The organism is Gemmatimonadaceae bacterium (genome assembly GCA_019637445.1).
Lineage (GTDB): Bacteria > Gemmatimonadota > Gemmatimonadetes > Gemmatimonadales > Gemmatimonadaceae > Pseudogemmatithrix.
In genome coordinates, this window is record JAHBVS010000001.1 from 436,056 (window position 1) to 463,055 (window position 27,000).

A 27,000-nucleotide genomic window follows, 5' to 3' on the forward strand; every position below is an offset into this window, starting at 1 on the left:
CCTAGCTCGGCGACCCCGGCAACAACGGCTCGAGATCGGGCGCGGTCGCGCCGTTCTCCGTGCACAGCGCGAACTTCGTCTCGCCGGCGTGATACATCGCCACGCCGGCGTGCCGGCCCTGCTTGTCGAGCACGAAGAAGCGCACGTTGAAGTTCGGCAGCCCGCGCTCGTTCAGCAGCCGTCGCTCCACCGTGTTCTTCTGGATGCGCCGCAGCGCGTCCATTCCGGCGTCCTTGGGCGACATCCCGCGCCGCAGGTTCTCGACGATCAAGTACGACGAGAGGTTGTAGAGATTGGCCTCGCCGCGACCGGTGGATCCCGCCGCGCCGACATCGTTGTCGACGTAGAGCCCTGCCCCGAGAATCGGCGAGTCGCCAACACGTCCGGGGATCTTCCACGCGAGGCCGCTCGTCGTCGTCACGCTGGCGAGGTCGCCGCTGGGCGTAATGCCGCTGCAGTTGATGGTGCCCCAGAACGATCCCTCGCGGATCAACCCGTCGCGCACCATCGAGAGGCCGGCGGCGAGGCCGAGGTCCGGGTCGCGCTCGTGGGCGGGCCGGTTGTCATCGCGACGGCGGCGGCCGGTACCGTTCGGATCCAACCAGTGCTCCGGATCCACGCGCCGACGCCACTCCATCCACAGGCGCCGGCTGTCGGCGGTATTGAGATCTTCCTCGATGGCGAAGCCAAGCTGCCGCGCGAACTCGCGCGCGTCGCGGCCGGCGATCAAGTGGTGGTCCGTGAGGTCCATCACCGCCTTGGCCACGAGCGAGGGCGTGCGCACTCCCTCGATGCTCGCCACCGCCCCGGCGCGGCGCTTGGGCCCGTGCATGCACGAGGCGTCGAGCTGCACCACGCCGTCCGCGTTGGGCAGCGCGCCGTAGCCGATGCCGTTCTCCGTGGGATCGAGTTCGGGGATGTTGACGCCGGCAATCAGCGCGTCCAGAACGTCCTCGCCGGCCGTGATGCCGCGGAACGCACGTTCGACGGCGTTCTCCGCCCCGCCGTTCCGGAACTGGAAGCCCGAGTAGTCGGCGATGACGATCGGCTTGACGGCGCGGCCGCGCCGAATGGACGGTGCGGATGCGGCGGCCGTTGTCTCGGCGCGGCTTGGTGACGCGTCCGCAGCACGGGTGGGAAGAATTCCGGCCACACCGGCTGCGGCACTTGTGCGGAGAAAATCGCGACGACTCGTCATCGGGAATCGGGGTCAGGGAGCACCAGGCCTCGCGCGGTCGCCGAGGCAGCCGTCCGTAGTGTAGCCCCGACTGGCCTCGCGGACCACGCAGGCGCGCGTACATTCCCGACCGATGCTCTCGTCACCGCTCGCCGTGCTGGCCGTCTTGGCACTTGTGGTGCTCGCCTCCGAGTGGCTGGTGCGCCGCACGGTGCTGCGCCACGCGGGCACCGCACTGCTCGGCATCCTGCTCGCGGCGGTGCTGGCCAACGTCGGGCTGATTCCGGCGGGCTCCACAACGGCGGAGCCCGTGCCGGTCTACGACGGGATTTTCACCTACGTCGCGCCGCTGGCCATCTTCTGGTTGCTGCTCGGCGTGAACCTGCGCACCGTGCGCAAGGCGGGCGTGCCGATGCTCGCGCTGTTCCTGATCGGCGCCTGGGGCACGGCGGTGGGAGCCTTTGCCGCGGCCAAGCTCGTCGGCGGCGGCGATGCCCTGCACGGACAGCTCGCCGGCGTCGCGGGAATGTTCACCGGCACCTATGTCGGCGGCAGCATCAACTTCAACGCCGTGGCGCTCGAGTACGACGTGGTGCGCGACGGCGTGGTCTACACCGCCAGCATCGTGGCGGACAACATCGTGACGACCATCTGGATGGTGGCGACGCTGACGCTCCCGCGCCTGCTCGCCCCGATGTTCCGCGGCATCGGCACGACGGTCTCGGCCGGCGATGGTCCCGTGCTCGGCATCGAAGAGGATACCGAGCCGTTGCATCCGGTGGACCTGGCCGTGGTGCTTGGCCTTGGCGCGGGCGGGGTGTGGATCGCTGAGGTTGTGGCGCTGTGGTTGTCCGGGCGTGGGGTCAGGGTTCCGACGATGCTGGTGCTCACGGTGATCGCGCTGCTCCTGGCACAGATTCCTGCCGTCGCGCGGCTGCGTGGGCCGCGCGTGATCGGGTTGTTTGCCGTGTATCTCTTCCTCACGGTGATCGGGGCCTTCTGCGACCTGCGCGCGTTGGTTTCCGTCGGGGAGCTCGGCGTCACGCTCTTGTTGTTCGCGCTGATCACGGTCGGCATGCACGGCGTGGTGATCTTCGGCAGCGCGCGGCTGTTCCGGATGGATGCGACGATCGCCGCCATTGCCTCGCAGGCAAACGTCGGCGGCGGCACCTCCGCGCTGGCCTGCGCCCGCTCGCTGGGCCGCGAGGACTTGGTGCTCCCCGCGGTGCTGGTGGGATCGGTCGGGAATGCCCTGGGCAACTTCCTCGGATTCTGGGTCGCCTCGCGTTTGGGCTGATTGCGGCACAGGACTTGCTCGGCAAAGACGGCGTGTGCCACGTTTGGAAGTCCGAACGCTGCCGGGAGTCCTGATGCGCCTTTGCCGTAGCCTGCTCGTCCGCGCCCTGCTCGCTGTCGCCCTGCTCGCCATCGCCCGCGAGCCGCTCGCCGCGCAGTCCGCCGAGGCGCTGGCCCGACTTGAGGCCGCGCGCGATGCAAAGCCCGAAGACTTCTCCACGCAACGTGCGCTGGGTGTCGCGTATTTCAAGGCTGAGCGTTACGCCGACGCGACCGCGCCGCTTCAGGCAGCGCGGTCGCTCGATGCCGCCGATCCGGTCGCCGCGCTCTATGCAGGACTGACTGCAGACCAGCTGGGCGACTACTCCAGCGCACGCACTGCGTACACAGACTATCTCGCCGTGAAGCGGCCCTGGTACGCGTTCAAGGCCAAGCGCGCCGCAGCACAGGTCCGAGATCGACTCGTGGCCATCGCGCATCTGGAATCCGTGGCGGCGGCCAAGGCCGCGGTCGCGGCCGAGGCCACGCTCGCGCCGGGTGGTGGCGACCCGCGCACGATCGCGGTGCCGCCGATGCGTTACTCGGGCCCCGACGCCGCGGCGCTGTCACCGCTTGAGCGCGGCCTCGCCGAGTTGGTCATCACCGACCTGGGCAAGTCGAGCCAGCTCGTGGTCGTCGAGCGCGACCGCATGCAGGCCCTGGCCGACGAGATCGCACTCGGTGCGTCGGGCGCTGTGGACAGCGCGTCCGCCGTGCGCGCGGGCCGCTTGATCCAGGCGGGCCGACTCGTCAACGGCAACATCGTGCACGGCGGCGAGACGCTGACGCTCACGTCGAGCATCGTGAGCGTGCGGACGTCCGAGATCTCGTCGCCGGCGCGGGTCAGTGACGGGATGGACAAGTTCTTCGACCTCCAGAAGGATCTGGTCTTCCAGATCTTCGACCAACTGGGCGTCGTGCTCACGGACGAAGAGCGGGCGGCCATCGGCGTACGTCACACGCAGAACTTCGAGGCCTTCCTGCTCTACAGCAGTGGCCTCGTGGCGATGGACGCCGGTCGCTTCCAGGACGCGGCGCGCCTGTTCGAGCAAGCGCGCGTGGCAGATCCCTCGTTTGCAGCCGCCGCGTCTCGCGCCGGCCTGGCGCAGGCGGCGATGGTGGGCGCCGCCGTGAATGCGACCACGCTGGAATCGGCGATGCCCGTGAGCGAGCGCAACGTCGTCTCCACGGCCGTGCAGGGCGTCGTGCTACCGCCTGCGCCGCCCGCGCTGATTCCCGGGCTACCCGGAATTCCGAGGCTCCCGGCGGCACCGGCCGGCCCACTCGGCGCGACGCTCGCGGCGACATCGCTCGGCGTGAACCCGCCCTCGGTCTCGCCCGTCACCTTTGCGGCGGCACCAGGATCGCCGCCGACGCCGATCTTCGACTTGCCGAGCAACGTGAGTGGCCAGGACCGACTCCGGATCGTATCAAGCATCCTCGTCTTCGTGCGGGTGCTCCCGTGAGGCGCGCACGCGTGCAGTCGCGCGTCATCGCGCTGGCGACCACCGTGCTGGCCTTCGCTTCACCGCTCACGGCGCAGGACAGCACGGGCACCACCGTGCTGTTCCAACCGACAGGGATGACGCTGACCTTCGGCGAGGGCGCGACGTCGCGTCGCCTGGAGCAAGCGTCAATCCCGCTCGCGATGGTCTTTCCGTTCCATCGCCGCTTCTCGGTCGACCTCACCACCGCCGCCGCGTACACGCGCATCGTGCACGGCGACTCCACCCACAGCGAGATCTACGGCGGTACCGACACGCAGCTGCGCGCGAACATCCGCATCCTGATGGACCACCTGATGCTGACCCTCGGCGTGAACGCGCCATCCGGCCAGTACTACATCGACTCGACGCAGGTCGAGGCGGCCAGCACCATCGGCAACGACTTCCTCAGCGTGCCCATCTCCTCGATGGGCAACGGACCCGCCGGGACAGCGGGCGTCGCGGCGGCCGTGCGCCTGCTCGGCATCAACCTCGGCGTGGGCGGAAGCCTGAGGAAGTCGATGGAGTTCGTGCCCTACGGCTCCGGCAGCGAGGAAATCGTCTACCAGCCCGGTGACGAGACGCGCCTGCGCGTCAGCGCCGAGCGTCGGCTGTGGCTGGGCACGGCATCGGTGGCAATGACGTTTATGTCGTTCGGTGAGGAGACCGCGAACGCCACGACCTACTCCACCGGTGACCGCACGCTGACCACGCTCGGCTGGTCGCTGCCCGTCTGGAAGGCCAGCGTCGATTTGGGGCTGTGGAATCTCTCGCGCGAGTCAGGCCAGCAGTTCGGCGGGCCGGCGCCGCCGGAGAACATCCGCAATCTCTCCGCGGCTGTGACGTTGCCGCTGCGACGCTGGATGATCCGTCCGACGATGGACTCGCGCCGCTGGCAAATCGACGGCGACCTCGCCGGCGAGCTGCGCAGCTACGGCATCGCCATCGGCATTCCGGTGGGACGGCAGACGATGCTCGTGCCGAGCTACAGCGCGACTAGCGGCACGCTGCACTCCACCAGCGACGCCTCGCAGGCCGACTTCTCAGGCTGGCAGGCCAGCCTGTTGCTGCGACGGCGCTAGGGGCGGGCTGCGGGCCAATACGCGCGACGCACTCCCTCGGCGGGCCGGAATTCGCCAGTTTTCTATGGATATGAACGACCTCGAGCGCCACTTCGCGCCCTTCCGCGCCCAGACCGTCGGCAACGACACGAGCTTCACCACGCCCTACGGCGAGCAGCGGCTGGTGTACGCCGACTGGACTGCCAGCGGCCGGCTGTATCGCCCGATCGAGACGGCGGTGGCCGAGCGCTTCGGGCCCTACGTGGGGAACACGCACAGCGAGTCGTCCGTGACGGGCACCGCGATGACGCTGGCGTACCACGAGGCGCACGCGCGGATCAAGCGACACGTGAACGCCGGCCCCGACGATCTCGTGCTCACGCACGGCGCCGGGATGACCGGCGCGGTGAACAAGCTGCAGCGCATGCTGGGGCTCAAGGCGCCCGAGGGCCTGCGGCGATTCGTCACGCTGAAGGTCGAGGAGCGCCCGGTGGTGTTCGTCACGCATCTTGAACACCACTCCAACCAGACCTCGTGGTACGAGACCATCGCCGAGGTGGTGGTGCTGCCGCCGGACGCCGAAGGACTGGTGGATCTGGCAGCGCTCGACGAGGCGCTGGCGCGGTACCAGGACCGCCCGCTCAAGATCGGCGCATTCAGTGCCTGCTCGAACGTCACGGGCGCGATGACGCCGTATCACGAGATGGCGCGGCGCGTGCATCGCGCGGGCGGCATCGTGGTGGTGGACTTCGCCGCCTCGGCGCCGTATGTGGGCATCGATATGCATCCGGCTGGTGACCCGGAGGCGACGCTCGACGCCATCGTGTTCTCGCCTCACAAGTTCCTTGGTGGGCCTGGCTCTTCGGGCGTGCTGGTGTTCAACAAGTCGCTGTACCACAACACCGTGCCCGACGAGGCCGGCGGTGGCACGGTCGCGTGGACCAATCCATGGGGGCAGTACGCGTTCCTGGAGGACATCGAGGCCCGCGAGGATGCCGGTACGCCTGGGTTCCTGCAAGCCATCCGCGCGGCGTTGGCAGTGCAGCTCAAGGACGCGATGACGGTCGAGGCGATGCAGCAGCGCGAGCGGGAGATCGTCGACTACGCGATGGACCGCCTGACGGCGATGCCGGGCGTGCACGTGTTGGCGCCGAGCGTGCGGCATCGGTTGGCCATCTTCTCGTTCTATATCGAGGAGCTGCACTACAACCTCGTGGTGCGGCTGCTCAACGATCGCTTTGGCGTGCAGGCACGCGGAGGCTGTTCCTGCGCCGGCACGTATGGGCACTACCTGCTGCACGTGGATCCCACGCGGTCGAAGGCGATCACCGATCGCATCGACCAAGGCGATCTCTCCGAGAAGCCGGGCTGGGTGCGCATCTCGTTCCATCCGACGACGCTGATGGACGATGTGCGGTACACGCTGGACGCGGTGGAGCAGATCGCGCGCAACGGGGCGGCCTGGGCGGCGGACTACGAGTATTCGCCGCGCACGAACGAGTTCGTGCATCGCACGGCGACGGCGGGGCTGCGGGAGACGGTCGCGGACTGGTACGCGGGGGCGCTGGGCTAGCGTCCGGTTGGCAGCGGCGACTCGGCGCTGAGCGCGCCGTCGCTCACGCGGATGCGCAGATCCGGCTCGGCGGCATCCAGGTCGATTGGCAGGTAGGCAACAAAAGGCACGCCGCTGCCATCGGAGAGTTGACCCGAGCGTGCGCGGACGCGCCGCAGTACTCGGCCGTCTGGCGCGAGGAGCTCAACCAAGGGCCCTGCCCCGCTGCCTTCCGCAGGATCCGCATCGCGGCTGGTGATGGGATAGATCTCGATGCGGTCCCCGTGTTGCATGCCCCTCACGACAGCGACGCGCTGCGGCATCGACGGGAGCTGGAGAGCCGCTCCCGACATCGCGCGCCACTCGATCAAGGCGCGCATATGATACGGACCGACGAAGCCGCTGCCGCAGTAGCCCATGAAGTCGCCGGTGGTCGGCGCGATGGTTGGCGCGCTGGTCTGCGTGCCGTGCTCCCAGGCGCTTACCCAGTGCACCCAATTGCCCACGGCGCCATCGGGCACTGGATACGCGGGGTCCGGCCACGCGGCCGACCCGCACGGGGCGTGACGCAGTCCCATGGCGTGTCCGAGTTCGTGCGAGACCGTGCCCCCGGCAGAAACGGGCGACGTGTACCACTCGTGCGAGAGCGCGACCATCGAGCGCGCCATCGGCCCCGTCTCGCTGGCTGAGGACGGAATGTAGGCCATCCCACCCCACGGCGTCCCGGCGTCAGGCGAGAATCTCGGGATCACGCCGAGCCAGTAGGCCTCGCGCCCGCTGCTGCCGCTTGCCAGCCGCCGGGCATCAACCGCGTCGAGGTACTCTTCGAAGAGCCCGGCATCGATGCCCGGGCTGGCGCTGCGCTGGTCTCGCGTCGACATCGCGCGCTGCACCGTGAGCGGAGCTTCGATGCGCACGTTGACCTCGCCCAGCGGCAGGCGAATCCTGGCGATGGAGTCGTACCAGACGCGGTCCGCGTCCGTGAGCGGCGTGATGGCGTTGTCGTTGCCTGCCAACCGCAGCGGCACCAGCCGCAGATCCAGCGGTGGCGCCGTGAAGCTGCTCAGCGCGCGTGAGCCGCTGCGTGGCCAGGCATCGTTCGCCGCAAGCGCATCAGGGCCTCCGCTACTGTCGCGGACGACGCGCCACCTTGTCGCCGAGCGAAGCACGGTCCGAGGCACCAGGAACTGCGCGCTTGGGGTGGCGAAGGTCGGCGCGGCAGCCGTATCAGGGTTGAGTGCCACGCGGTCAGTCCAGATTCGGTTCGACTGCGCATCCCACACTTCCAGCACCACGTCCGAAGGTGCTGCCCCGGGCGTCGCGAACGCCAAGACGTTCACAGCCGCCGCGCGGCCATTGGAGACCATCGGCACACGCTGCTGCGCGTCCTGCGCGCCTTGGGTCCAGTGTGCGTCGACGATGCCGATGTCCCAGCCCGCGCCCAGCTCGGCGGCCACGCGGATCGGCAACTCGACCTGCTGCGATCCCGACTGGACGCGAAGCAGCGCGTCGCCGGCTCCAACGGCGCGCACGAGTCCATCTGACGTCACCGTCGCGACCGAGTTGTCATCGATGCTCCACGCGAAGTCGACGGGATCTCGCGCGAGCAATAGCGGTCCGTTGTCGCGAACAGTGAGCAGTGCGGTGACGCCGCTGGTCGAGTCCTCGACGGTTGGGGCGCGCAGCCGAAGGGTGTCGGTAGGCGCGTCGAGCGCCCAGCCGGGATCCGCCTCATCCGTGACGGTGACGCGGTAGATGCCCCAGAGCCCCGGGTAGTGGATCCCGCTTCCCGGCGTCGAACTGCCCCACCAGATCGAGTCGAACTCGCGCTGCGAGAGACACGCGGCAGCGAGCTCCAGTGTGCCGGCGCCGATCGCGCGCACCCTCGCGCGGTTCGACCGCCTGTCCAGCACCACGCGTCCGTGCGCGGGCACTGGAGGCGACGATGCGTACCTGTAGGGGACAGCCCACGTCACGCGATGTCCCTTGATCACGCGCCCAAGTTGGTCGAGGCACTCCACCCCGAGCTCGAGGCTCTGCCCCACTTCCAGCGTCACTGTCGGCCCGTCGAGGAAACGGATCGAGTCGACCTCGAACAGCGGGCCGTTGTCCGAGCAGCCAACCAACGAGAGGGCGGCGGCCACAAGCGCCGTCTGAGCGAAGTGGAATCTGGGCACGATGCGCTAGCTACCCGTGGACACCGCGCTCCTGTCACCAAGACTCGGGCTCTCGCGATGTCGAGCGGCCCAGTCCGGACCAGAGGCCTGCGGCGCTATCGCCTGACTAACGGCTGCCTATCGGCTGCGCGGTGCCGTCGCGGTTCCCGACGCCAGCCATCCCCAGGGCGTCCTCCGCGGTAGGGACGTCGGTGCCGATACGGTCGTGGAAGAACTGCAACTGTTCCACGAAATGCTCCGGTGTCACGCGATGGTCGCCCGGATACCAGCGCAAGGTCGCTCCCGCGGGCGCGGCGCGATGCAGCGCCTCCGCGGCGTGGCGCGAGACGAACTGGTCTTGCCGATTGTTCTGCAGTAGCAACTTCCTTCCGTCGGCGCGTTGGAGCAGCGCCGTCGCGGACACGGCGTCCAGCGCCCGCGCCCAGGACTCGGCGCCTGCTGGTCCGAGGCGTCGGGCCGGGCCGCCGACGGAGCCATCAGCCTCGCGGAAATGATCGGCGATGCCGAGGTCCCCGACGGCGAGCGCAAACGCAGCGATGCGCGGCTCGATGCCCGCCAGGGCCGCGCCGACCGCGGCGCTGTAGCTGATCCCCACGTAGCCGATGCGTGCGGGATCGACGTCGGGACGGGCAATCAATGCGTCAACCGCGCGCCGGAAGTCCACCAGCGTCTGTACCTGCTCCACGGAATCCTGGCGCGTGAACTGCATCGGGACCTGGGGATCCCGGCGCGCGAACGCGGCGTCCACGGCCAGGACGACGGCGCCGCGTCGAGCGAAATAGACGCCGATTCGACGCAACTGCGCCGTGCTCCCCGGCGCGCCGTGCGAGATCACGATGCCCGCCACCCGCGAAGTCGCGCTCGCGCGACGCGGCACGAAGATCCGACCAGTCACGATGCCGCCCTGCGGGCTCCGGAACTGGACCGACCGCATCTCGACCTCGTCGATCACCTCCATGATCGAGTCGCGCCAGCCCAGTGGCTGGCTGGCATCATAGGCGAAGGGATTCGAATCGGCGGCAGGGCCCGACGACTGAGCGTCCAGCCCCTGCCCCCACGACCCAGAGACAGCGACGACGACGCCGAGCGTGATGGCGGCACGCGCAAGCGGCCGCGGGTACAGCCATCCGCCCGGCGCGTGCATCACTGACGGCAGCCAGCGCTGCGGTCAGGCACCGGCTTGTCCACCACCGGCCGCGCATCGGCGCCCGCCACTCGCAGGCCGATCTCGGCGATGAAGCGCGTCACTTCCGCATAGTGCTCGTAGCGGATGTGCTGTGGCTCGTCGGTCACCTGGTGGTAGTCCGCGTGTCCGCCCGTGGTGAAGAACACCACCGGGATGCCATAGCGCGCATACATGTAATGGTCGCTGCGGCAGTAGATGTTCTGCGGGTGTCCATTCGCGTCCATCGCGTAGTCCAGGCGGAACGAGAAGGGCCGCGTGCCGTTCACGTCGTCCACGATATCGCCGAGCTCGGTGGAAAGCCGGCGCGAGCCCACCACCTGCAGGTAGCGGACGTCGCCGTGCAGCAGGCCGCCGCTCTTGGCCTCGCCCGTGATGTCCTCGGGACCACCCCGACCGATCATGTCGATGTTCAACTGCGCCACGATCGACTCGCGCGGCACCGTCGGGTGTTCCGTGAAGTGGTCGGCTCCCCACAGGCCGGCCTCCTCGCCCGTATGCCAGACGAAGAGGATCGAGCGCCGCGGCTTCACCGGCATGGCCGCGAAGGCCTCGGCGATCTCGAGCAGGCCCATCGAGCCCGAGCCGTCGTCGTCGGCGCCGTTGCGGATGGAATCCACGCGAGGCGTGTGGATGCGGCGCAGCGAGTCGAGCATCGACCGAATGCGCGCCTGCTCCTCGGCGGTCGCCTGGCGATTCGGCGAGTCGGCGCCCTGGACGCGCACCACGTGGTTGAAGGCGTAGATGGAGTCGTGATCCACCGGCTGGCGCGTGAAGCCGACGTGGTCGTTGTGTGCGCCGATCGCCACGAACTCGTTCTTGAGCACGGGATCGCTGCCCGGAAGGATGGCCACGAGGTTGCGCGCGCCACCACGGAGCTTGTCCTGGAACACGATTGTCATGCTGGCCCGCGGGCCGGCCGTACCTGGCGCAAGACCGGCGAGCGGGCGACCCATCAGCGCCTCGGCGCCGGACGTCGTGACGTTGATCTGGATCAGGCTGTCACCGCTGTTGCGAAGCAACGTAGGATTGCCGCCCTCCTGCGCCGCACGACGGGCCTGCGCTGGGATTTCCGAGACTGCGACTGGGGCCGCAAGCGCCCCACTCAGCGCCGCACCGAAACGCCGAAAGCCCTCGCTGCGTGTGAAGGCGCGGCCATTGAAGCCCGCCGGAGGCACGAAGCCGCTGAACACGACGACCTTGCCCGACCATCGGCCGTCCGTCGGGACGTTCAGCGTGTCGTACAACATGCCGCCGTAGACGACCTCGGCGCTGCGGATCGTGCGCGTGCCCCCGATGCCAGACACCGCCACGAAGTCGTCGAACGGCTTCAGCTCTCGGTTGCCGACGCGGATCACGGAGCTGGCATCGAGGACCCGAACGCCCACCGGGACGTCCTGGAAGAAGCCGTTGTTGCCGGCAGGCTGCAGGCCGATGCGTCGCACTTCCTGCTCGATCAGGTTCGTGGCGCGGTCGTTCCATTCCGTGCCGACCTGGCGGCCCATCAGGGAGTCGTCGGCATACCGGTAGAGGCGGGTCATCAGATCGCCGGCAGTGATGGCGCTCACGGTGGGCGGACCGACGTACTTGAGCGGGAGTGGGCTTGGCTGCTGCGCCGCGGTAGCGGCGGGCAGGGTCAGCGCGAGGGCGCAGAGGATGCGCGCGGCGAAGGAGCGCGCGCGACCGGCCGTGGGCAGTGACTGCATCGTTGTCTCCAGGAATGCTTCGTGTCGGACTTCCGGCAACCTAGCCGGCGCGGGATTCGCGGCGGCGCTGGTACGGCCGTCGTACCCCAAGCGGACCGGCCCGTGATGCTACCGTGGCCGTTGCATGAAATAAAGCAGGGGCGCCGGAAGAATCCGGCACCCCTGCTCATTCACTATGCCAACATCGGGACGGCGGGATTCGAACCCGCGACCCCCTGAACCCCATTCAGGTGCGCTACCGGGCTGCGCTACGTCCCGTCCGCCGCAGCAACCCACGCCCGCGGACAGACTGCGAAACCTAGCGGGTCCAAAGAAAGCAGTCTACCTCTCCCCCATGCGACTTTCCCTGCTTTCGCTCGCCCTGGCGGTCACCGCGGCTTGCCGCCCCGCCCCGTCGCCGCTCGAAGCCATCTGGTACGTCCGCAACGACTCCGCGGGCATCGCCAGCTTCGAAGCCAATGCCCAGCGCATCAGCGTCATCGCCCCGCAGGTCTATTCCATAGATAGCGCCGGCAACATCCGCGGCGGCACGCACCCGCGCATCGTCGAGATCGCCCGCGCCAACGGCGTCAAGCTGGTGCCCCTGGTGATGAACCCCGGCTTCGACCTCGGCATCCTGCACCACATCTCCACCGACCCGGTGGCCCGCACCGCCACGGCGCGCAGCCTCGCCGAGCTGTGTCGACGAGAGAACCCACACGGCATCCAGCTGGACTTCGAGAACCTGCACTTCGACGACCGCGACGCCTTCACGGCGCTGGCCGCAGAGTCCGTGGACTCGGTGCACCGCGCGGGCTGCGAGCTCTCGGCGGCGGTGGTGCCGCGCCCGAATGACGAGCGCGGCAAGCTTCCCTACCATCACTATCTGTACGACTACTGGCGCGGTGCCTTCGACTACAAGGCCCTGGCGGACACGTTGGACTTCATCTCCTATATGACGTACGCCCAGCACACGGGCGGCTCGACGCCCGGTCCGGTCGCTGGATTCCCCTGGATGCTGGCCTCGCTGGACTACCTACTCGCGACGGGCGCGCCGCCTGCGAAGATCTCGTTGGGCATCCCGGCCTACTCGGACTACTGGTATCCGCACTACGATCCGCGCAGCGGCCGCGCCCACGCGCGCGGGGATGACATCGGCTATGTGCCGCTGATGCGCATCATCGACGAGGCCGGCGCGACGCCGCGCTGGGACGACGCGCAAAAGGCGTGGACGGCGAGCTGGGAGACGCACGGGGTGTTCGAGCACGCATGGCTTGAGGACGCGCGGGCGTTTCGCGAGAAGCTCAAGCTGGTGCGCCAACACGAGTTGCGTGGTTACTCGGTGTGGCTGCTGGGGCTCGAGGATCCGCGGACATTTGAGGTGGTCGGACCGGTCCAGCGGTAGCGGCGGACCGCCGCGCAATCGCCCAGCACGCCAGCACAGCGCGGGCCGTCGGGAAGGCCACCCGCCCCTCACCCGGGCCCCTTCACCTGTCACAGCTTTGCCCGGGGGCTTGACGCGCCGAGTGATGCTAATATCTTAGCACCAGACTGCTAAAAATCCAGCACGAGGTGTTATGGCAGACCCCGGTTCCCTCTCCCGACGCGAGCGACAGATCATGGACGCGATCTATCGACTAGGCGAAGCCACCGCGCAGGAGGTGCTCGACCACCTCCCCGATCCGCCGAGCTACTCGGCCGTGCGTGCACTCCTGCGCGTGCTGGTCGAGAAGGGTCACGTGAAACATCGGGAGGACGGCACCCGATATGTGTATGCACCCGTCGTCTCGCGGGAACAGGCCCGCCGCAACGCCCTGAAGCAGATGGTGCGGACCTTCTTCGACGGATCCGCGGCCCAGGCCGCTGCCGCCCTGCTCAACCTGAAGGACTCGAATCTCTCGGACGATGAGTTGGATCGCCTCGAAGCCCTGATTGATCGCGCCCGCGCGGAGGACCGATGACCACGCTGATGCTCGCCCTGAAACTGACGATCGTGTTCTCCATCGCCGGGCTCGCCACGGCCGCGCTGCGCGAAGGCCGTGCCGCGGCGCGGCACTTGGTCTGGGGACTGGCCCTGGCCGGCGCGCTGGCACTGCCCTTCCTCAGTGGCATCTCGCCGCGAATGGAGTTGGCCGTGCTGCCGGCGGACCTGATGGTCGCGAACGCAGCCACCCAGAACTCGACCTTCGCCGCGGCAGTATCGGATGGGTCGGCGGTGCCAGCCGTCACGGCGAACGCCGCCACGGGGGACGCCGATGCCGCGCAGCCGGGACCCGCGTCAGCCGTCGAAGCACCGCGTCTCGAAGCTGGCCGCGCCGGACTCGACGCATCGCTGGCCACAGGTCTCCCCTGGCTGCTCGTCGCATGGGCCTCGGGGTCCGCGCTCTTTGCGCTGCTCGTGTTGGCCTCGATCGTCGCCACGACGCGCTTGGCGCGACGCGGCACGCGCTCGGCAAGCGACCAGCTTGCCCATGAGTTGAACGCCTGCCGCGCCGCCCTTGGCATCACGCGCCCCGTGCGCCTGCTGGTCTCCGACGAGCAGCTGATGCCAATGACCTGGGGCGCCTGGCGTCCCACGGTACTGCTGCCCGCGGCGGCCCTCGAATGGAGCGCCGAGCGTCGCCGCGACGTGCTGCTGCATGAACTGGCACACGTGCGTCGCTACGACTGGCTCAGCCAGATCGGCGCGCGCCTCGTCTGCGCCGCTTACTGGTGGCATCCGCTGGCCTGGTACGCGGCCAAGCGGATGCGTGAGGAACGCGAGCTGGCCTGCGATGACCTCGTGATCGTGCAGGGCACGAATCCCGCCGAGTACGCGCATCATTTGCTGGCGATCGCGAAGGACCTGCGGGCCTCGCCGGCGACGGCACTGGCCGGGGTCGCCATGGCACGGCCCTCGCAGCTCGCGAGCCGACTGCTGGCGGCGCTCGACGCGACGCGTCGCCGCAGCGGTGTGTCGCGGGCCTACGCCGGAATCGCGGCAACGGCAGCGGCGACGCTGGTGTTGCCGATCGCGGGGCTCACGGCGGTTGCGGCCGACGCACACACGGTGGATGTGCCGACGCAGATCGAGGCCAGCACGCCGACGGCAGCGGTGGGACTGGACGCAAGGTCGCCGCGTCGCACGATGGACGCGTTCGCACCCATCCTCAACGGCGCCATCCCTGGCACCGTGGCGGCACCCGTGGCGGCCAACACCCTCTGCCGCTGGGACGCTGACGGCGAGCGCTCCACCTCGCACTCCAACATCAATGATGATCGGGTCACGATCCGCATGGAGTTCAACGACTGCGAGATGTCGTTGCGCTCACGCGGGCTGGTCCGCTTCAGCGACAACGAACGCGACGTCGAGGAGCTGGGCATCGAGGCCTGGTTCGAGATCGAGGAGCGCGGGCGTGGTTCGGAGCGTCGGCGCGCCGAGTTCGAACGGCGTGACGGGGGCATCGTGCGCCGCTACTACGTGAACGGCCGCGAGGCCACCTTCGACGCCGCAGCGCAGGAGTGGTTCGGCTCGGCGATGCTGGTGGTCTTCCGCCGGACCAGCTTCCAGGCGCGCGAGCGCGTGATCCGCATCCACGCGCGGGGCGGCACGCAGGCCGTGCTGGCCGAAGTGAACCAGATGTACTCGAGCTCCGCGCTGTCGAGCTACCTGCGGTACCTCGCCGAGCGCGAGCGGTTGAGTTCGGCGCAGGTGCGGCAGATCGCCAACCTCGCCGGAGAACGCATCACGTCCTCCTCGTCGCTGGCTGCTGTGCTGATCGCGATGCTCGAGAACCCCGGCCTCGACGAGGACGCACAGGCGGCCGTCATCGCCGCCACGACGAAGATCAATTCGAGCAGCAACCGGTCGAAGGTGCTCGTGACCGCGGTGGAGTCCCGCCCGCTCTCGCCGCGGTTGGCAGACGGCGTGCTGCGCTCGGCGAGCGAGATCAGCTCGGCGTCCTCGCGCAGCGAGGTGCTGCTTGCCGTGGGCGCCAAGCTGCCCAGCAATGCCACGCTGCCGGCCTCCTACATCGAGGCGGCGAAGGGCATCTCGTCGAGCAGCGCGCTGGGTCGGGTGCTCGTGGCACTCGTGCAGCGCGACCGTCTTTCGGACGCCAGCCTCAGCAGCGTGCTGGAAGTCGCGGGTCAGATCAGTTCGTCCAGCGAGAAGACCAAGGTCCTTGAGGCGGTGCTGGAGAAGCACCGGCTCAGTGATCGCACGCGCAGCGACTACTTCAACGTGGTCGATGGCATCAACTCGTCGTCGAACAAGGGCGTCGTGCTGCGCAGCGTGCTGGAGGCGGAGCCAGATGCGGCGACGACCACGCGTGTGTTCACCGCCGTCGAGACGATCTCGTCGAGTTCGGAGAAAGCGGAGACTCTTGTCACGGCAGCGCGGAAAGGCCTGGTCTCGTCAGCGGCGTTGCGCACGGCCTACGAACACTCGGCGGCGACGATCACGTCCCGCAGCGAGCGGGAGCGGGCGTTGCAGGCGCTGGGCGACCGGCGGCTGTAGTCTCGGACGCGATGGCCTGACGCGCCGCCTGCCCGGTGGCGGCGGCTTTGGGAAACGGCAGGGGCTGGACCGCTTGGTCCGGCCCCTGCCGTGTTCGGCAACAGCCCGGCGGCCTTTGGCGTAGAATCAACGACGCCATGCGACTCCTCACGGCCGCCCTCCTGCTCGCCCTCTCGGCGACGACGCTGCTGGCCCAACGCGGCCGCCGCGGCGGCGGCTTCGGCGGCGGGCTCGAACCGAACGTGCCGTACACGGGCCAGTTCACCTTCGTACGGCTGCGCTACGGCGCCAACGACGGACTCGGCGGATGGGGGCGCTCCGGATGGGCCTTCGACTATCCCGCAATGGAGCGCAACTTCATGACGGTGCTCGCCGACCTGACGACCATGCGGCCGCGGGTGAAGGAGAGCAACGTGCTCGACATGAACGACCCCGAGCTCACGCGCTTCCCCATCGCGTATCTCTCCGAGCCGGGCTATTGGACGCCGACGCCGGACGAGGCCGAGGGACTGCGCCGTTGGATCCAGAAGGGTGGGTTTCTGATTGTCGATGATTTCTTCGGGCGCCAGTGGCTGCAGTTCGAGGCGTCGATCCAGCGCGTGCTGCCCGAGGGACGCATCCAGCGCCTGGATGTCTCGCATCCCGTCTTTCACTCGTTCTTCGACCTGCAGACGCTCGAGGGGATGCACCATCCGCAGAACCGCGCCTACGCGGCCGAGTTCCTCGGCATCTTCGAGGACAATGATCCGAGCAAGCGGTTGTTGGTGATCATCAACTACAACAACGACATCGGCGACTACATGGAGTGGTCGGGCCAGGGCTGGTATCCCGTCAACTTCACGAACGATGCGTACAAGTTCGCGACGAACTATCTCGTCTACGCGATGACCCACTAGGGCACGGACGGCTGAAGGCCGTGGACCGCCCTAGGCCCATGACGGTTGCCCTCCTGTGGCTGGCAATGTCAGGCAGGCATAGATTCGTTGCAGCCACCCGGCGTCGCCGACGCCGAACCGCCAACGCCCGAGGATTCAGATGCGCCTGTCCACCAAGCTGCGGCACGCCCTCTGGGCGTTGCCGGTCGTTGTCACGTTTGCCTGCAGCGACGGTCCCACCGTTCCAGCGATCGTCCTCAGCGACGCCGAGATCGAGGACGCCTTCGGCGCCCTGATGTCCGTGGGCGGCCTGGGCATGGACAGCGAGCTCCGCTCGGAGGTTGAGCCGAGCATGGGGTCGGCGTCGATCACACAATCGATGAGCGAGACGACGCCGTGCCCCGCGGGCGGTTCCGTCCGCCTGAGCGGCAGCATCAGCAGCAACGCCAGCGGGACGTCGTCAACGATCGACCTGCGGCAGCGCCACCTCGTCTGTGCGGTCGAGGGGGAATCCGGCCGGCTGTGGATATTCAACGGGGACCCGAATATCCGGCTGAAGATGACGGTGCTATTGGACGAACTCGGCGAAGACTTCACGATGACCGGATCGTTCACGGGCGCGGTGCTCATCGAGTCCGAGGGCAACTCGGGCCGCTGCGCGTTCAACCTCACGATGTCGCTCGGCATCTCCGACGTCAGCGTGTCCGGCACGGTCTGCGGCCGGGAGTTCAACGAGAGCGTCTCGGGCTTCTGACCGCCTGATGGGATACACGACGAAGGCCCCGGCCAGTTGGCCGGGGCCTTCGCATTAGCAGAGCGGGCGATGGGACTCGAACCCACGACGTCCAGCTTGGGAAGCTGGCATTCTACCAACTGAATTACGCCCGCGTACCTCGGAGTATACCCGGCTCACGAGGCCCCAGCAAGCCAAAGGCACGGCAATGGGGACTCCACGCGCACTACCAATCGGTGATTGGCAGAGCCCGCGTCACCACGCGAACTTTCGCGTATGCCCCCTGCCCCGGACTGGACCTCGCGCGCCGTCTCGCCCGACGCCGCCGTCGCGCACATCAAGAGTGGGATGCGCGTGTTCGTCCACGGCGCCGCGGCCACGCCGCACGCGCTGCTCGACGCACTCTGCGCACGAACCGACCTCGAGGATGTCACGCTGTACCATCTGCACACCGATGGTCCGGCGAAGTGGACCGACCCGTCCTTCGCCGGCCGGATCCGCAGCGTCTCGCTGTTCAATGGGCCAGCGCTGCGCGCGCCGGTGAATGACGGCCGCGCGGACTTCGTGCCCATCTTCCTCTCCGACGTGCCGGGGCTCTTCCGCAACGGCGTGGTGCCGCTCGACGCGGCCATCGTGCAGCTGTCACCACCCGACCGCCACGGGTTCTGTTCGCTCGGCACCTCCGTTGACGCGACGCGGGCCGCCGTGGACAGCGCAGCGGTGGTGATCGCCGAGGTCAATGGACGGATGCCGCGGACGCACGGCAACACGTCGGTTCCGCTCGACCGTCTGACCGCCTACACGGCCAGCGACCGTGCGTTGCCGGCGCACACGAGTCCCGACGAGACACCTGAGACGGCGCGCATCGGCGAGTTGGTGGCCGGGCTCGTCGAGGACGGGGCCACCCTGCAGATGGGCATCGGCGCGATCCCCGACGCGGTGCTCGCCCGCCTGCACGACCGCCACGATCTTGGTGTGCACACCGAGATGTTCTCCGATCGCCTGGTCGATCTTGTCGAAACCGGTGCGGTGACCAACGCGGCGAAGGCCTTCGGCCGCGGCCGCATCGTCACATCATTCGTGCTGGGTACGCAGAAGGTGTTCGACTTCGTCGACGACAACCCGGCCGTGCAATTCGAGGGCTGCGACTACACCAACGACACCGGCCGCATCGCACGGAATCCAAAGGTCACGGCCATCAACTCCGCGCTGCAGGTGGACCTCACCGGCCAGGTCTGCGCGGACTCCATCGGGACGCGCATCTACTCGGGGATTGGCGGGCAGATGGATTTCATCCGCGGGGCGGCGCGTTCCGCCGGTGGAAAGCCGATCATCGCCCTTCCGGCGACGGCGGCGCGGGGGACGGTTTCACGGATCGCGCCGGTGCTGGACGAAGGCGCCGGTGTGGTCACCACGCGCGGGCACGTGCATTGGGTGGTCACCGAGTACGGGGCCGTGAACCTGCACGGGCGGACGTTGCGGGAGCGGGCGGAGCTCTTGATCGGGATTGCGCATCCGGATTTTCGTGTGGAGTTGGCACGGGCAGCGCGCCGTCAAGGCTGAGCACGCCCGACAGTCTTCGCGGTGATCCCGTCCTAGGGGACCACGATGACCTCTATTTGGTATGGCGTCGGAGGGATGCCAACCGAGGTCGAGAAGACCCTAGCGTAGAGACGGCCTCCGGCCGGCGGGGACGGCACGATGGCACTCGCCACGCCCTCGCCAACAACGTCAACGGTTTCCCACGTAAAGGTCTCGCCCTCGCGCCGAACCTGCATGCGCAGGCCGTGAGTCGCCGACGCACCGGCAGGAACCGTCAGTGTGAACTCGTAGCTCGCATCGGGAACGGCGGCGACACTGAACTCATCGGAATCAACAGGTGCATCGAGCGACTCCGAGGTCGGCACGCCAAGCACCAAGCTGGTGTCGGCAGTCTCAGGCCAGAACGACCAGGCCGAGATCAGCATCTCGTAGCGCGCGGGTTCGGGGATATCCACGGAGTTTGGAAACGCCTGCACGAGAAGATCTATCAGCCCGGGCTCCGCCACGGTATACGCGAATCCGTACCTGTCGGACGTCGCGAAGCGAGCCCAGCCGCCCTCCGAGTTCGTTCCAACGCCAGGAACGCTTGAGTAGAGCGAGAACAGCGGTTGGCGCAGCTCGGTGGCGCGAATCTGCAGGTCGTACACGCTGAACGGGTCGGCTGTGAAATTGAACCGGTCGAGGTCTCCCGCTTCGTCGAGGGATTCCGTGGTGATCCACACGTTGAGCGGTACCGCGGCAGGTACAGACTCAGGCGCGGGATCCAAACCGAGGACGCGTAGCTCGTACGGCGTGTCGAAGGCGCGCAACCCGCGAACGTGCAGCTCGTAGCTGCCCGTGGTCGTCGCTGTCAGCGCACCGTAGAACGTGCTGAGCCCTCCGTCACCAGAAACGCCGAGCCCACCGAGGGTGTCCCCCTCCGGTGTGATGACGGACGCGTGGATCTCCTGCTCCGCCGCGAGCGTGGGTGCAGCGAGGAAGTAGTTGAACACGTCCCCGGCGGACAGCGACAGCGAGTACACGTCAAGATCCCCGGGACGGTCGATGCGCTCCGCGAGGACCGGGACGTCCAAGGCGATAGCGGCAGCGGCCACTTCCGGCGCCGCGGCGACTTGGTAGACCTCGAGGCGGTATTCCGTCGTGCCAAGCGATGGCGGCACGCGCGTCGGACCGTAGACCCTGATCTGATGAACGCCTGGCGCAGTGACTCGCCACAGGGCGGTACCGACACTGTCCAACGTCGAGACCACGCGGTCGGTGAGATGCGTCGGGATGATAGACTGCCCGTCAAGGCGAACCTCCAACCCGCTGGCCATCGCCGTGCCGATGGCCACGTTGATGTGCAGTTCCTGTCCTGCCTCGACCGTGAGCGCAAACTCGTCAATGTCCCCAACAACGTCGAGCGATTCCGTGACGGTATCCCCGGGCGCCAGCGCCACGGGCGCGGTCTCGGGCGCACGTTCAATGCGGTGCACCCATAGGCTATACGGGCCGCGGTAGCCCGGCAGTGCACCAGGCGCCCCACCAACTGCCCTGGACACCGTGACGGACTGCATGCCGGTCTGGCTCAATCGGACCGTCGCCGACTTCTCTTCGAAGGAGCGCGTGGACGCGTTGAAGCCAGTGCGATTCAGTACCGTGTCGTTCACACTCCGAATCTCGATCTGGGCGGACTCACCAGGCCGATCGGTGTCGGTGCGAAGAAACACGATGACTTCGTCTCCCTCCGTCCCGGCAAACTGAAAACGATCCGACTCGCCTGCGCTGTCGAGCCACTCGCCCGAGGTCGTGTCTCCGTAAGCCAAGAGCGCAGGAACATGCTCGGGTGCGCTGCCAGGGTTGAAGATCGCAAGCCGATACGGCAACGAGGGTTGGCCGGCGCGCCGGCGAAGCAGGATACGAACGGGCGTCGTCGCCTCCTGCGGTTCGAGGAACAGCTGCTCATCGCCAAACGCGACCTGCGAGCCCGCCACGGCGAACGAAGCGAGGGGCAGATCACCAGCCACAGTCCGCACTTCTCCGTGTACACTGTCGGCGACACTTCCCGTCTCCGTGGAAAGCCACATGCGGAGTCGTGTTGCCGAGGGGAGGGTTGCGACGAACTCGACCACATCGGCGTTCGACACGAGGCCTGACCGAGGGGAATCGATGACGAGGACAATGGGCGCCGGCGGCGGCTCTGGCTCCTCAACTTCGGTCGGCCCTTCAGATGCGCAGGAGGCGGCGCCGGAGAAGAGCGCTGCGGTGAGCATGAGGCGCCGAGCGGCGAGGGCAGTGTTCTTCATGGCAGGACGCAAGTGTGGACGGCCAGAAAATGGCTCGCAATGGAGCGGCGGAATAATACCCGCGGATTAGGAGCCAGCAAGAAGCCTAGGTCGCTTGAGCCGGCGACGCCTCGCAACTGCGAACCCGCCCCAGTCGCAGCATATTGGCCCCATGTTCACCGACATCGATCCCCGCAGCTCCACTCCGCTCTACCAGCAGTTGGTCGAGAGCGTGCGGCGCTCGGTCGCGCGGGGCGAATCGGTGCCCGGTGAACCGCTCCCCTCGGTGAAGGCCCTGGCGGCGCGGCTGCGCATCAATCCGTCGGCGGTCTCGCAGGCCTATCGCGAGATGCTGCGCGAGGGCATCGCCGAGGAGGATGGCAGCGACAGCCAGCCGTCGGTGCGGATCGCCCGCGCCGCGCCATCGCCGTCGAGCGCGATCGGTGGCGAGCGCGTGACGCGCCTCGAGAGCGGCGAGACCATCGAGAGCCGCTTCCGCATCCTGCGCCGGCTGGGTGCCGGCGCGATGGGCGCCGTGTACCTGGCGCGCGACCTCGAGCTGGACGAGGACGTCGCCCTCAAGGTGTTGCCGCCGGTGGCCGGCGCCGACGAGACGGCGGTGCGGCGCTTCATCAACGAGATCCGCGTGGCCCGCAAGATCTCGCATCCCAATGTCGTGCGCACGCACGATGTCGGCCGATGGCAGGGCGGGCTCTTCCTGACGATGGAGTTCGTCGCCGGCCGCACCGTACGACAGGAGATCGATGCCCGCGGTGCGCTGCCGGCCGCCGAGGTCGTGGAGATTGCGCGGCAGTTGGTCGAGGCGCTGATCATCGCGCACGCGAACGGCGTGGTGCATCGCGACATCAAGCCGCAGAACCTCGTGCTCGATCAGGCGGGAACGCTCAAGGTGCTCGACTTCGGCATCGCCGTCACCGAGGGCAGCAGCGGACAGCTGACCGAAGCCGGCATGGTCGTCGGCACGCCGGCCTACATGGCGCCCGAACAACTGCTCGGCGATCCGGTGGGGGCGCCGGCGGACTACTACTCGACGGGCGTGGTCCTGTACGAGATGCTCGCGGGGCGCCTGCCCTACGAGGCCACCTCGCCCGTGGCCCTCGCGGCACAGATCGTCCAACGCGGGCCGGCGCCACTCAACGCGTCCGCCGTGCAGGCGCCCGAGCGCCTCACCGCGCTGGTGATGGCGATGCTCCGGCACGAGGCCGCCGCGCGTCCAACGGGACCCGCCGTGCGCGAGGCCCTGCTCGAACTGGGCTAGCCGCCGGAATCTGCCGGGGGCTTGACAGCAGCAGGAGGGTGCTACACTGTATTGGTACAGTGATACACTCTCCCAGCCTACGGCCGTATGTTCAGCCACGTTGACCCGCGCAGTCCGACGCCGATCTACGCGCAGATTGCCGACCGCATCCGCGTGGCGGTGGCGGCGGGCGAGCTCGCGCCGGGACAGGACCTGCCCTCGGTGCGCAGTCTCGCCTCTCGGCTGCGCGTGAACCCCGCCACGGTCGTGCAGGCCTACCGCGAACTGCAGCGCGAGGGGCTGGTCGAGCTGCGGCAGGGCTCGGGCACCTTCGTGTCCGAGGTCGGCGGCGCGACTAGGGCCCGCGAGCGCGAGCGCGCCGCCCGACGCCTGGTGCGGGACATGTTGGGGGAGGCGGCGCGACTGGGGATCGGGGTGGACGAGGTCTCGGCCGCGCTGGCCATCGAACTTCCGGAGGCACGGTGAGCGACGCGATTCGCGTACGGGACCTGGCGTACCGGGTGGGCAAGGGCTTTGCCATCCGTGATCTCTCGATGACGGTGCCCACCGGCGCCATTTACGGCTTCCTCGGCCCCAACGGCTCGGGCAAGACCACGACCATCCGCCTGATGCTCGGCATGTTGCCGCCGCTGCACGGCGTCATCGAAGTGCTCGGTCACGCGATCCCGCGCTACGCGCACCGTGCGCTGGCGGGAGTGGGCTACGTGCCGGAGCGCCTACACCTCTACACGCGGTTCACGGTGGACGACGCCATCCGCTACCATCGCACGTTCTTTCCCGGCTTCTCCAATGAGGAGGCCGAGCGCCTGCGGCGTCGCTTCGGCCTGCGCGAGGACCAGCGCATCGGCGCACTGTCCAAGGGCGAGTCGGGCAAGCTGATGATGCTGCTCGCGCTGGCCCAGGGCGCGGAGTTGCTCGTGCTCGACGAGCCGACGGACGGTCTCGATCCCGTGATCCGCCGCGAGGTGCTGAGCGCGCTGGTCGAGTACGTCGAGGAGAAGCGCGCCACCGTGTTCATCTCCAGCCACCTGGTGCACGAACAGGAGCGCATCTGCGATTGGGTCGGCGTGATGGACGGTGGCCGGCTGGTCGCCGAACTGCCGATGCAGGAGTTCCGCAGCGGCATCAAGCGTCTGCGCGTCGCCCAAGCGCCGCCCGCGCGCGACGCCGCGCCGTTCACCGTGCTCTCGCGCGACGAGGTCTCCCTGCACTACGAGGACTGGGTGGTGCGCGGCTGGCAGCCGGAGATGCGCGAGTGGTTCCAGCGCGTTGGCGCCGAGGTGCGGGACGTGCAGGACCTCGACCTCGAGGATTCGTTCGTGGAACTGCTGCGCGGCGCGCGCAGCCCGGACCAGGAGCTGCGATGAAGTTCGCCATGATCCTGCGGACGCAGTGGACGTGGACGCGGACCGCGCTGCTGTCGGTGACGGCCTTGGCGTTCCTGCTGCCGATCATCCTGATCCGGCTGTACACCCTCGGCGGAATCTCGAGCACGCTCAACGCGATCGTGGAGCAGACGACGCTGCAGACGCCACTGACGCTGTTGGCCATCATCGGTCCCTTCGTGCTCGCGGCGCTGCCCTGGGCCGCGGATGCCGAGGCCAAGCACGTGTACGCCCTGTCGCTGCCCATCCCCTGGCGCGAGTACGTGGCGTTGCGCTACGGGGCCGGCGCCGTCTTCCTCCTCCTGCCTGCGCTGGCGCTGTACGTCAGTACGCTGCTGCTGCTCTCGCGCGTCACGCTGCCCGACGTGTTGCACGCGTACCCTGGCGCGTTGGCGCTGCGCTTCCTCCTTGCCTCGCTGGTGGCCTACTCCGCCACCTTCGCGCTGCAGTACCTCGCCGGACGACGCGGCCCAGCCGTCCTGCTCGGCGTGCTGGTTGGCGCGGTGCTGCTGGGCGGAGTCGCGGTCGTGAGCGGCCACTCGAGTTGGATCGACGCGGTCCAACGAGGCCTGATTGAGTGGCCAGGCCCCTTCGCGGTGTTCGTCGAGCCGTGGGTGCTGATTGATGTCTAGGCAGCGGATGCTGGCCGCCGCGGCCTTGCTGTGGCTGACTGCCTCGGTGGAGGGCGCCGCGCAGTCGATGTCGCTCGATTCGCTTCGGCACGCCACCGCCACGATGGGCGACTCGGTCGACGCGGCGCGGACACGGTGGATCACCAGCGTGCGCCGCGGCACCACCGTCTATGACGACTCGCTCGTCCACGAGGGCGTGACGCTGCTCTTCGGCCGGTCCTCCATCACGGACGAGTCGATGCTGCGGATTCGCGAGGGGATCACCCAGGGCGTTGCGGCGCTGGAGCGCCAGTTGCCGGGAGCCGCCGAGATCCTGCTGGCCGGCGATGCCTGGGGAATTCAGCCGTCGAAGATGAGCTTCGAGTTTGCCTCGCAGCGCGAGGATGTACTGCGCCTGGCGCCGGGTCGCGACCGATTCGCGCGCGGCGGCCGTACCCTCCGCCTGCCGGTCGACACCAAGGTCGTGCGGGAGTGGGTCGTCGATCGCGCCGGCCAGCGTCTGGCCGATCTCCATCCCGGCCTGCGCGCGCTCGTTGGCAACGCGGCCATTCTTGCGACGGACGATGCCGTGCACCGCACGGCGGCCCGCAGCCTTGCGCTCAGCCGCTCATCCGTCAGCCGCCGTTGCATCACCGGCGTGACCGCGGCCTGCTCCGCCTTGCTGAGTCCTGACGACGCCGGCTGGTGGGATCCCGAGGAACGCCCACGTATTCGGACGCTGGCGGTGCTGCCCGCCGTCGGGGTGAGCGCGCTCGCCTTCGCCATCGAGGAGGGTGGCAGCGACTTCCTCCGCGCCGTGAAGGCCCGTGAGTCCGAATCGCTGGACGCCGTCCCGCTGATCGCCGCGGCCCTGCAGCGCCCGGTGGACGACGTGCTCACGTCGTGGCTCTCCCGACTGCAATCCGCGCGGATCGCCGCCACGTCGGTCCCTGCCGGACTCCTGTTGAGTTCACTGCTGTGGAGCGTCGCCTTCGCGGCCGTCGTGGCCATACGGAGGCCGCGATGACTCCCCGCGGGCACGTAGCTCGACGCTGGGCGCTGCGCCTCACGGTTCCCGTCGCGATGGTCCTGGCGTGGTGGATGCTGATGCCCCTGCGGGACGATGAGCGCAGCGGATTCGACACCTACTTCTTGATGACGTTCGGCGAGGATGCCTCCTCGGCGCGTGACTTGTGGGTCGCGCGCAGCGACTCCCTGCGGGCGCTCCAGGGAGCGCTGCGGCGCACCGAGGCAGCCCAACGGGTCGCGCAGCTGCTGGCCGTGCGCGACGGGCGCCGCGTGAGTGCCGATGCATGGTTGCCGCGCGAAACACGCACGGCCTTTGTCGCGGCCGTGACGCGGGTGCTCGATTCGATGCCCGAAGACGCCGCCGCCCGGGTGCGGGTGCACATCGGCAAGACGTCGGACTCGGATCAGGTGGGCTTGGGCCTCGTCTACTCGCTCCCCACGACTGCGGGTGCACCGTGCATCGTGCTCCTCGGCATTGGCCCGCAGTTCAGTGAGCGCGTGCAGCCGAGCAGCATTTCGAACCTCCTAGGCCCCTGCGCGTTCTACGCGCGCTTCGGAGCGCCTGGAAGCGGCATGCACGCGTGGCTGATGCGGACCTACGGCGCGGCGGCCGGGACGATCGACCCGCCCGTCGATCGACCGGGGACGCTGCGCCGGCGGGCTCGCCTTCGCGACGTCCGCTCCGCTGCACTGGTCTCTTGCACCGCCGGGAGACTCGACGCCTGTGAGCGCTACTACTTCCTGGTCGATGCCCGTACCAGCCCGTCCCGATTCGCCCGGCTCGAGGGGGACGCGCTCGCCCACGTGGTCCTCAGTGATCTGGGCAGCTGGCGAAGGTATCCTGCCGCGAACCTCGCCCGCATCCGGCTTGCCATCGGGGACGCGGCCTTCGAGCGTGTCTGGCGCAGCGAGCACGAACCGGTGGAAGCGCTGCGCGTCGCGGAGGGCCGTTCGGCCGGCGCGCTTGCCCACGAGATCCTCATGACGATGTACGAGCCCCGTCGGCCAGGGCCGCTACCCGCCGGCCTACCGTTGCTCGCCAGCGCCGTGATGGTCGTGGGGGCCTCGCTGGCCGGCATGCGCCTGTCCGCGAGGCGGCAGAGCTAGGCCCAAGCGCTGGGAGGCCGAAC

The 27,000-nt window shown here is 68.6% G+C and carries 21 protein-coding genes and 2 tRNA genes; 16 read left to right on the forward strand and 7 right to left on the reverse strand.

The features are described 5' to 3' along the window. Position 1 precedes the first annotated feature (1 nt). Positions 2-1,198 (reverse strand): isoaspartyl peptidase/L-asparaginase, encoded by a 1,197-nt coding sequence (locus KF709_02010; protein ID MBX3173163.1) that lies wholly within the window; start codon positions 1,196-1,198, stop codon positions 2-4. 112 nt (positions 1,199-1,310) lie between these two features. Here KF709_02010 and KF709_02015 point away from each other — a divergent pair, with 112 nt between their 5' ends. The 4 genes from KF709_02015 to KF709_02030 all read left to right on the forward strand — a co-directional run bounded on the left by KF709_02015 (position 1,311) and on the right by KF709_02030 (position 6,630). Beyond that, positions 1,311-2,474, forward strand: coding sequence for a DUF819 family protein (locus tag KF709_02015; protein ID MBX3173164.1), 1,164 nt, complete (start codon positions 1,311-1,313; stop codon positions 2,472-2,474). A 73-nt stretch (positions 2,475-2,547) separates the two neighbouring features. Next, positions 2,548-3,978 (forward strand): hypothetical protein, encoded by a 1,431-nt coding sequence (locus KF709_02020; protein MBX3173165.1) that lies wholly within the window; start codon positions 2,548-2,550, stop codon positions 3,976-3,978. Continuing rightward, positions 3,975-5,078 (forward strand): hypothetical protein, encoded by a 1,104-nt coding sequence (locus KF709_02025; GenBank protein ID MBX3173166.1) that lies wholly within the window; start codon positions 3,975-3,977, stop codon positions 5,076-5,078. Before KF709_02020 ends, KF709_02025 begins: the two co-directional genes overlap by 4 nt. 70 nt (positions 5,079-5,148) lie before the next feature. Further along, the gene (locus KF709_02030; protein ID MBX3173167.1) at positions 5,149-6,630 is read left to right on the forward strand and encodes an aminotransferase class V-fold PLP-dependent enzyme; all 1,482 of its coding nucleotides are present in this window, start codon (positions 5,149-5,151) and stop codon (positions 6,628-6,630) included. Here the strand turns inward: KF709_02030 and KF709_02035 are convergent. From KF709_02035 to KF709_02050, 4 genes are all read right to left on the reverse strand, one after another. Further along, positions 6,627-8,786, reverse strand: a complete 2,160-nt coding sequence (locus KF709_02035; GenBank protein MBX3173168.1) for an Ig-like domain-containing protein — start codon at positions 8,784-8,786, stop codon at positions 6,627-6,629. The genes KF709_02030 and KF709_02035 overlap by 4 nt on opposite strands. A gap of 106 nt (positions 8,787-8,892) precedes the next feature. After that, complete coding sequence (locus tag KF709_02040) at positions 8,893-9,930, reverse strand: hypothetical protein (protein ID MBX3173169.1); 1,038 nt, start codon at positions 9,928-9,930, stop codon at positions 8,893-8,895. Continuing rightward, positions 9,930-11,675, reverse strand: coding sequence for a M28 family peptidase (locus tag KF709_02045; GenBank protein MBX3173170.1), 1,746 nt, complete (start codon positions 11,673-11,675; stop codon positions 9,930-9,932). Before KF709_02045 ends, KF709_02040 begins: the two co-directional genes overlap by 1 nt. A gap of 184 nt (positions 11,676-11,859) precedes the next feature. Further along, positions 11,860-11,933: transfer RNA gene (locus KF709_02050), tRNA-Pro, on the reverse strand. Between the two features lie 76 nt (positions 11,934-12,009). Here KF709_02050 and KF709_02055 point away from each other — a divergent pair. The 5 genes from KF709_02055 to KF709_02075 all read left to right on the forward strand — a co-directional run bounded on the left by KF709_02055 (position 12,010) and on the right by KF709_02075 (position 17,781). Further along, on the forward strand, positions 12,010-13,059 hold the full coding sequence (locus KF709_02055; GenBank protein ID MBX3173171.1) for a hypothetical protein: 1,050 nt from the start codon (positions 12,010-12,012) through the stop codon (positions 13,057-13,059). A gap of 172 nt (positions 13,060-13,231) precedes the next feature. Then, entirely contained in the window at positions 13,232-13,615 is a 384-nt protein-coding gene (locus KF709_02060; GenBank protein MBX3173172.1) for a BlaI/MecI/CopY family transcriptional regulator, read from the forward strand. After that, entirely contained in the window at positions 13,612-16,152 is a 2,541-nt protein-coding gene (locus KF709_02065; GenBank protein MBX3173173.1) for a M56 family metallopeptidase, read from the forward strand. Before KF709_02060 ends, KF709_02065 begins: the two co-directional genes overlap by 4 nt. A 137-nt stretch (positions 16,153-16,289) precedes the next feature. Continuing rightward, complete coding sequence (locus KF709_02070; protein MBX3173174.1) at positions 16,290-17,048, forward strand: DUF4159 domain-containing protein; 759 nt, start codon at positions 16,290-16,292, stop codon at positions 17,046-17,048. A 139-nt stretch (positions 17,049-17,187) separates the two neighbouring features. Continuing rightward, positions 17,188-17,781: a hypothetical protein gene (locus tag KF709_02075; protein MBX3173175.1), complete on the forward strand. Its 594-nt coding sequence runs from the start codon at positions 17,188-17,190 to the stop codon at positions 17,779-17,781. Between the two features lie 61 nt (positions 17,782-17,842). Here the strand turns inward: KF709_02075 and KF709_02080 are convergent. Then, a tRNA-Gly gene (locus tag KF709_02080) sits at positions 17,843-17,915 on the reverse strand. A 121-nt stretch (positions 17,916-18,036) separates the two neighbouring features. Here KF709_02080 and KF709_02085 point away from each other — a divergent pair. Further along, positions 18,037-19,323, forward strand: coding sequence for an acetyl-CoA hydrolase/transferase family protein (locus tag KF709_02085; protein MBX3173176.1), 1,287 nt, complete (start codon positions 18,037-18,039; stop codon positions 19,321-19,323). 32 nt (positions 19,324-19,355) lie between these two features. Here KF709_02085 and KF709_02090 read toward each other — a convergent pair whose 3' ends face one another. Beyond that, positions 19,356-21,308 carry a hypothetical protein gene (locus tag KF709_02090; GenBank protein ID MBX3173177.1) on the reverse strand — a complete coding sequence of 651 codons (1,953 nt, stop codon included), beginning with the start codon at positions 21,306-21,308 and terminating at the stop codon, positions 19,356-19,358. A gap of 430 nt (positions 21,309-21,738) precedes the next feature. Between KF709_02090 and KF709_02095 the strand changes: the two genes are divergently transcribed. From KF709_02095 to KF709_02120, 6 genes are all read left to right on the forward strand, one after another. Further along, positions 21,739-22,845 carry a protein kinase gene (locus KF709_02095; GenBank protein ID MBX3173178.1) on the forward strand — a complete coding sequence of 369 codons (1,107 nt, stop codon included), beginning with the start codon at positions 21,739-21,741 and terminating at the stop codon, positions 22,843-22,845. An 87-nt stretch (positions 22,846-22,932) separates the two neighbouring features. After that, positions 22,933-23,310: a GntR family transcriptional regulator gene (locus KF709_02100; GenBank protein ID MBX3173179.1), complete on the forward strand. Its 378-nt coding sequence runs from the start codon at positions 22,933-22,935 to the stop codon at positions 23,308-23,310. Beyond that, positions 23,307-24,212: an ABC transporter ATP-binding protein gene (locus tag KF709_02105; protein ID MBX3173180.1), complete on the forward strand. Its 906-nt coding sequence runs from the start codon at positions 23,307-23,309 to the stop codon at positions 24,210-24,212. The genes KF709_02100 and KF709_02105 overlap by 4 nt, the downstream gene beginning before the upstream one ends. After that, a complete protein-coding gene (locus KF709_02110) occupies positions 24,209-24,862 on the forward strand; it encodes a hypothetical protein (GenBank protein ID MBX3173181.1) in 654 nt (217 codons plus the stop codon). Before KF709_02105 ends, KF709_02110 begins: the two co-directional genes overlap by 4 nt. Next, positions 24,855-25,868 (forward strand): hypothetical protein, encoded by a 1,014-nt coding sequence (locus tag KF709_02115; protein ID MBX3173182.1) that lies wholly within the window; start codon positions 24,855-24,857, stop codon positions 25,866-25,868. The genes KF709_02110 and KF709_02115 overlap by 8 nt, the downstream gene beginning before the upstream one ends. Next, a complete protein-coding gene (locus tag KF709_02120) occupies positions 25,865-26,977 on the forward strand; it encodes a hypothetical protein (GenBank protein ID MBX3173183.1) in 1,113 nt (370 codons plus the stop codon). Before KF709_02115 ends, KF709_02120 begins: the two co-directional genes overlap by 4 nt. Positions 26,978-27,000: the final 23 nt, after the last annotated feature.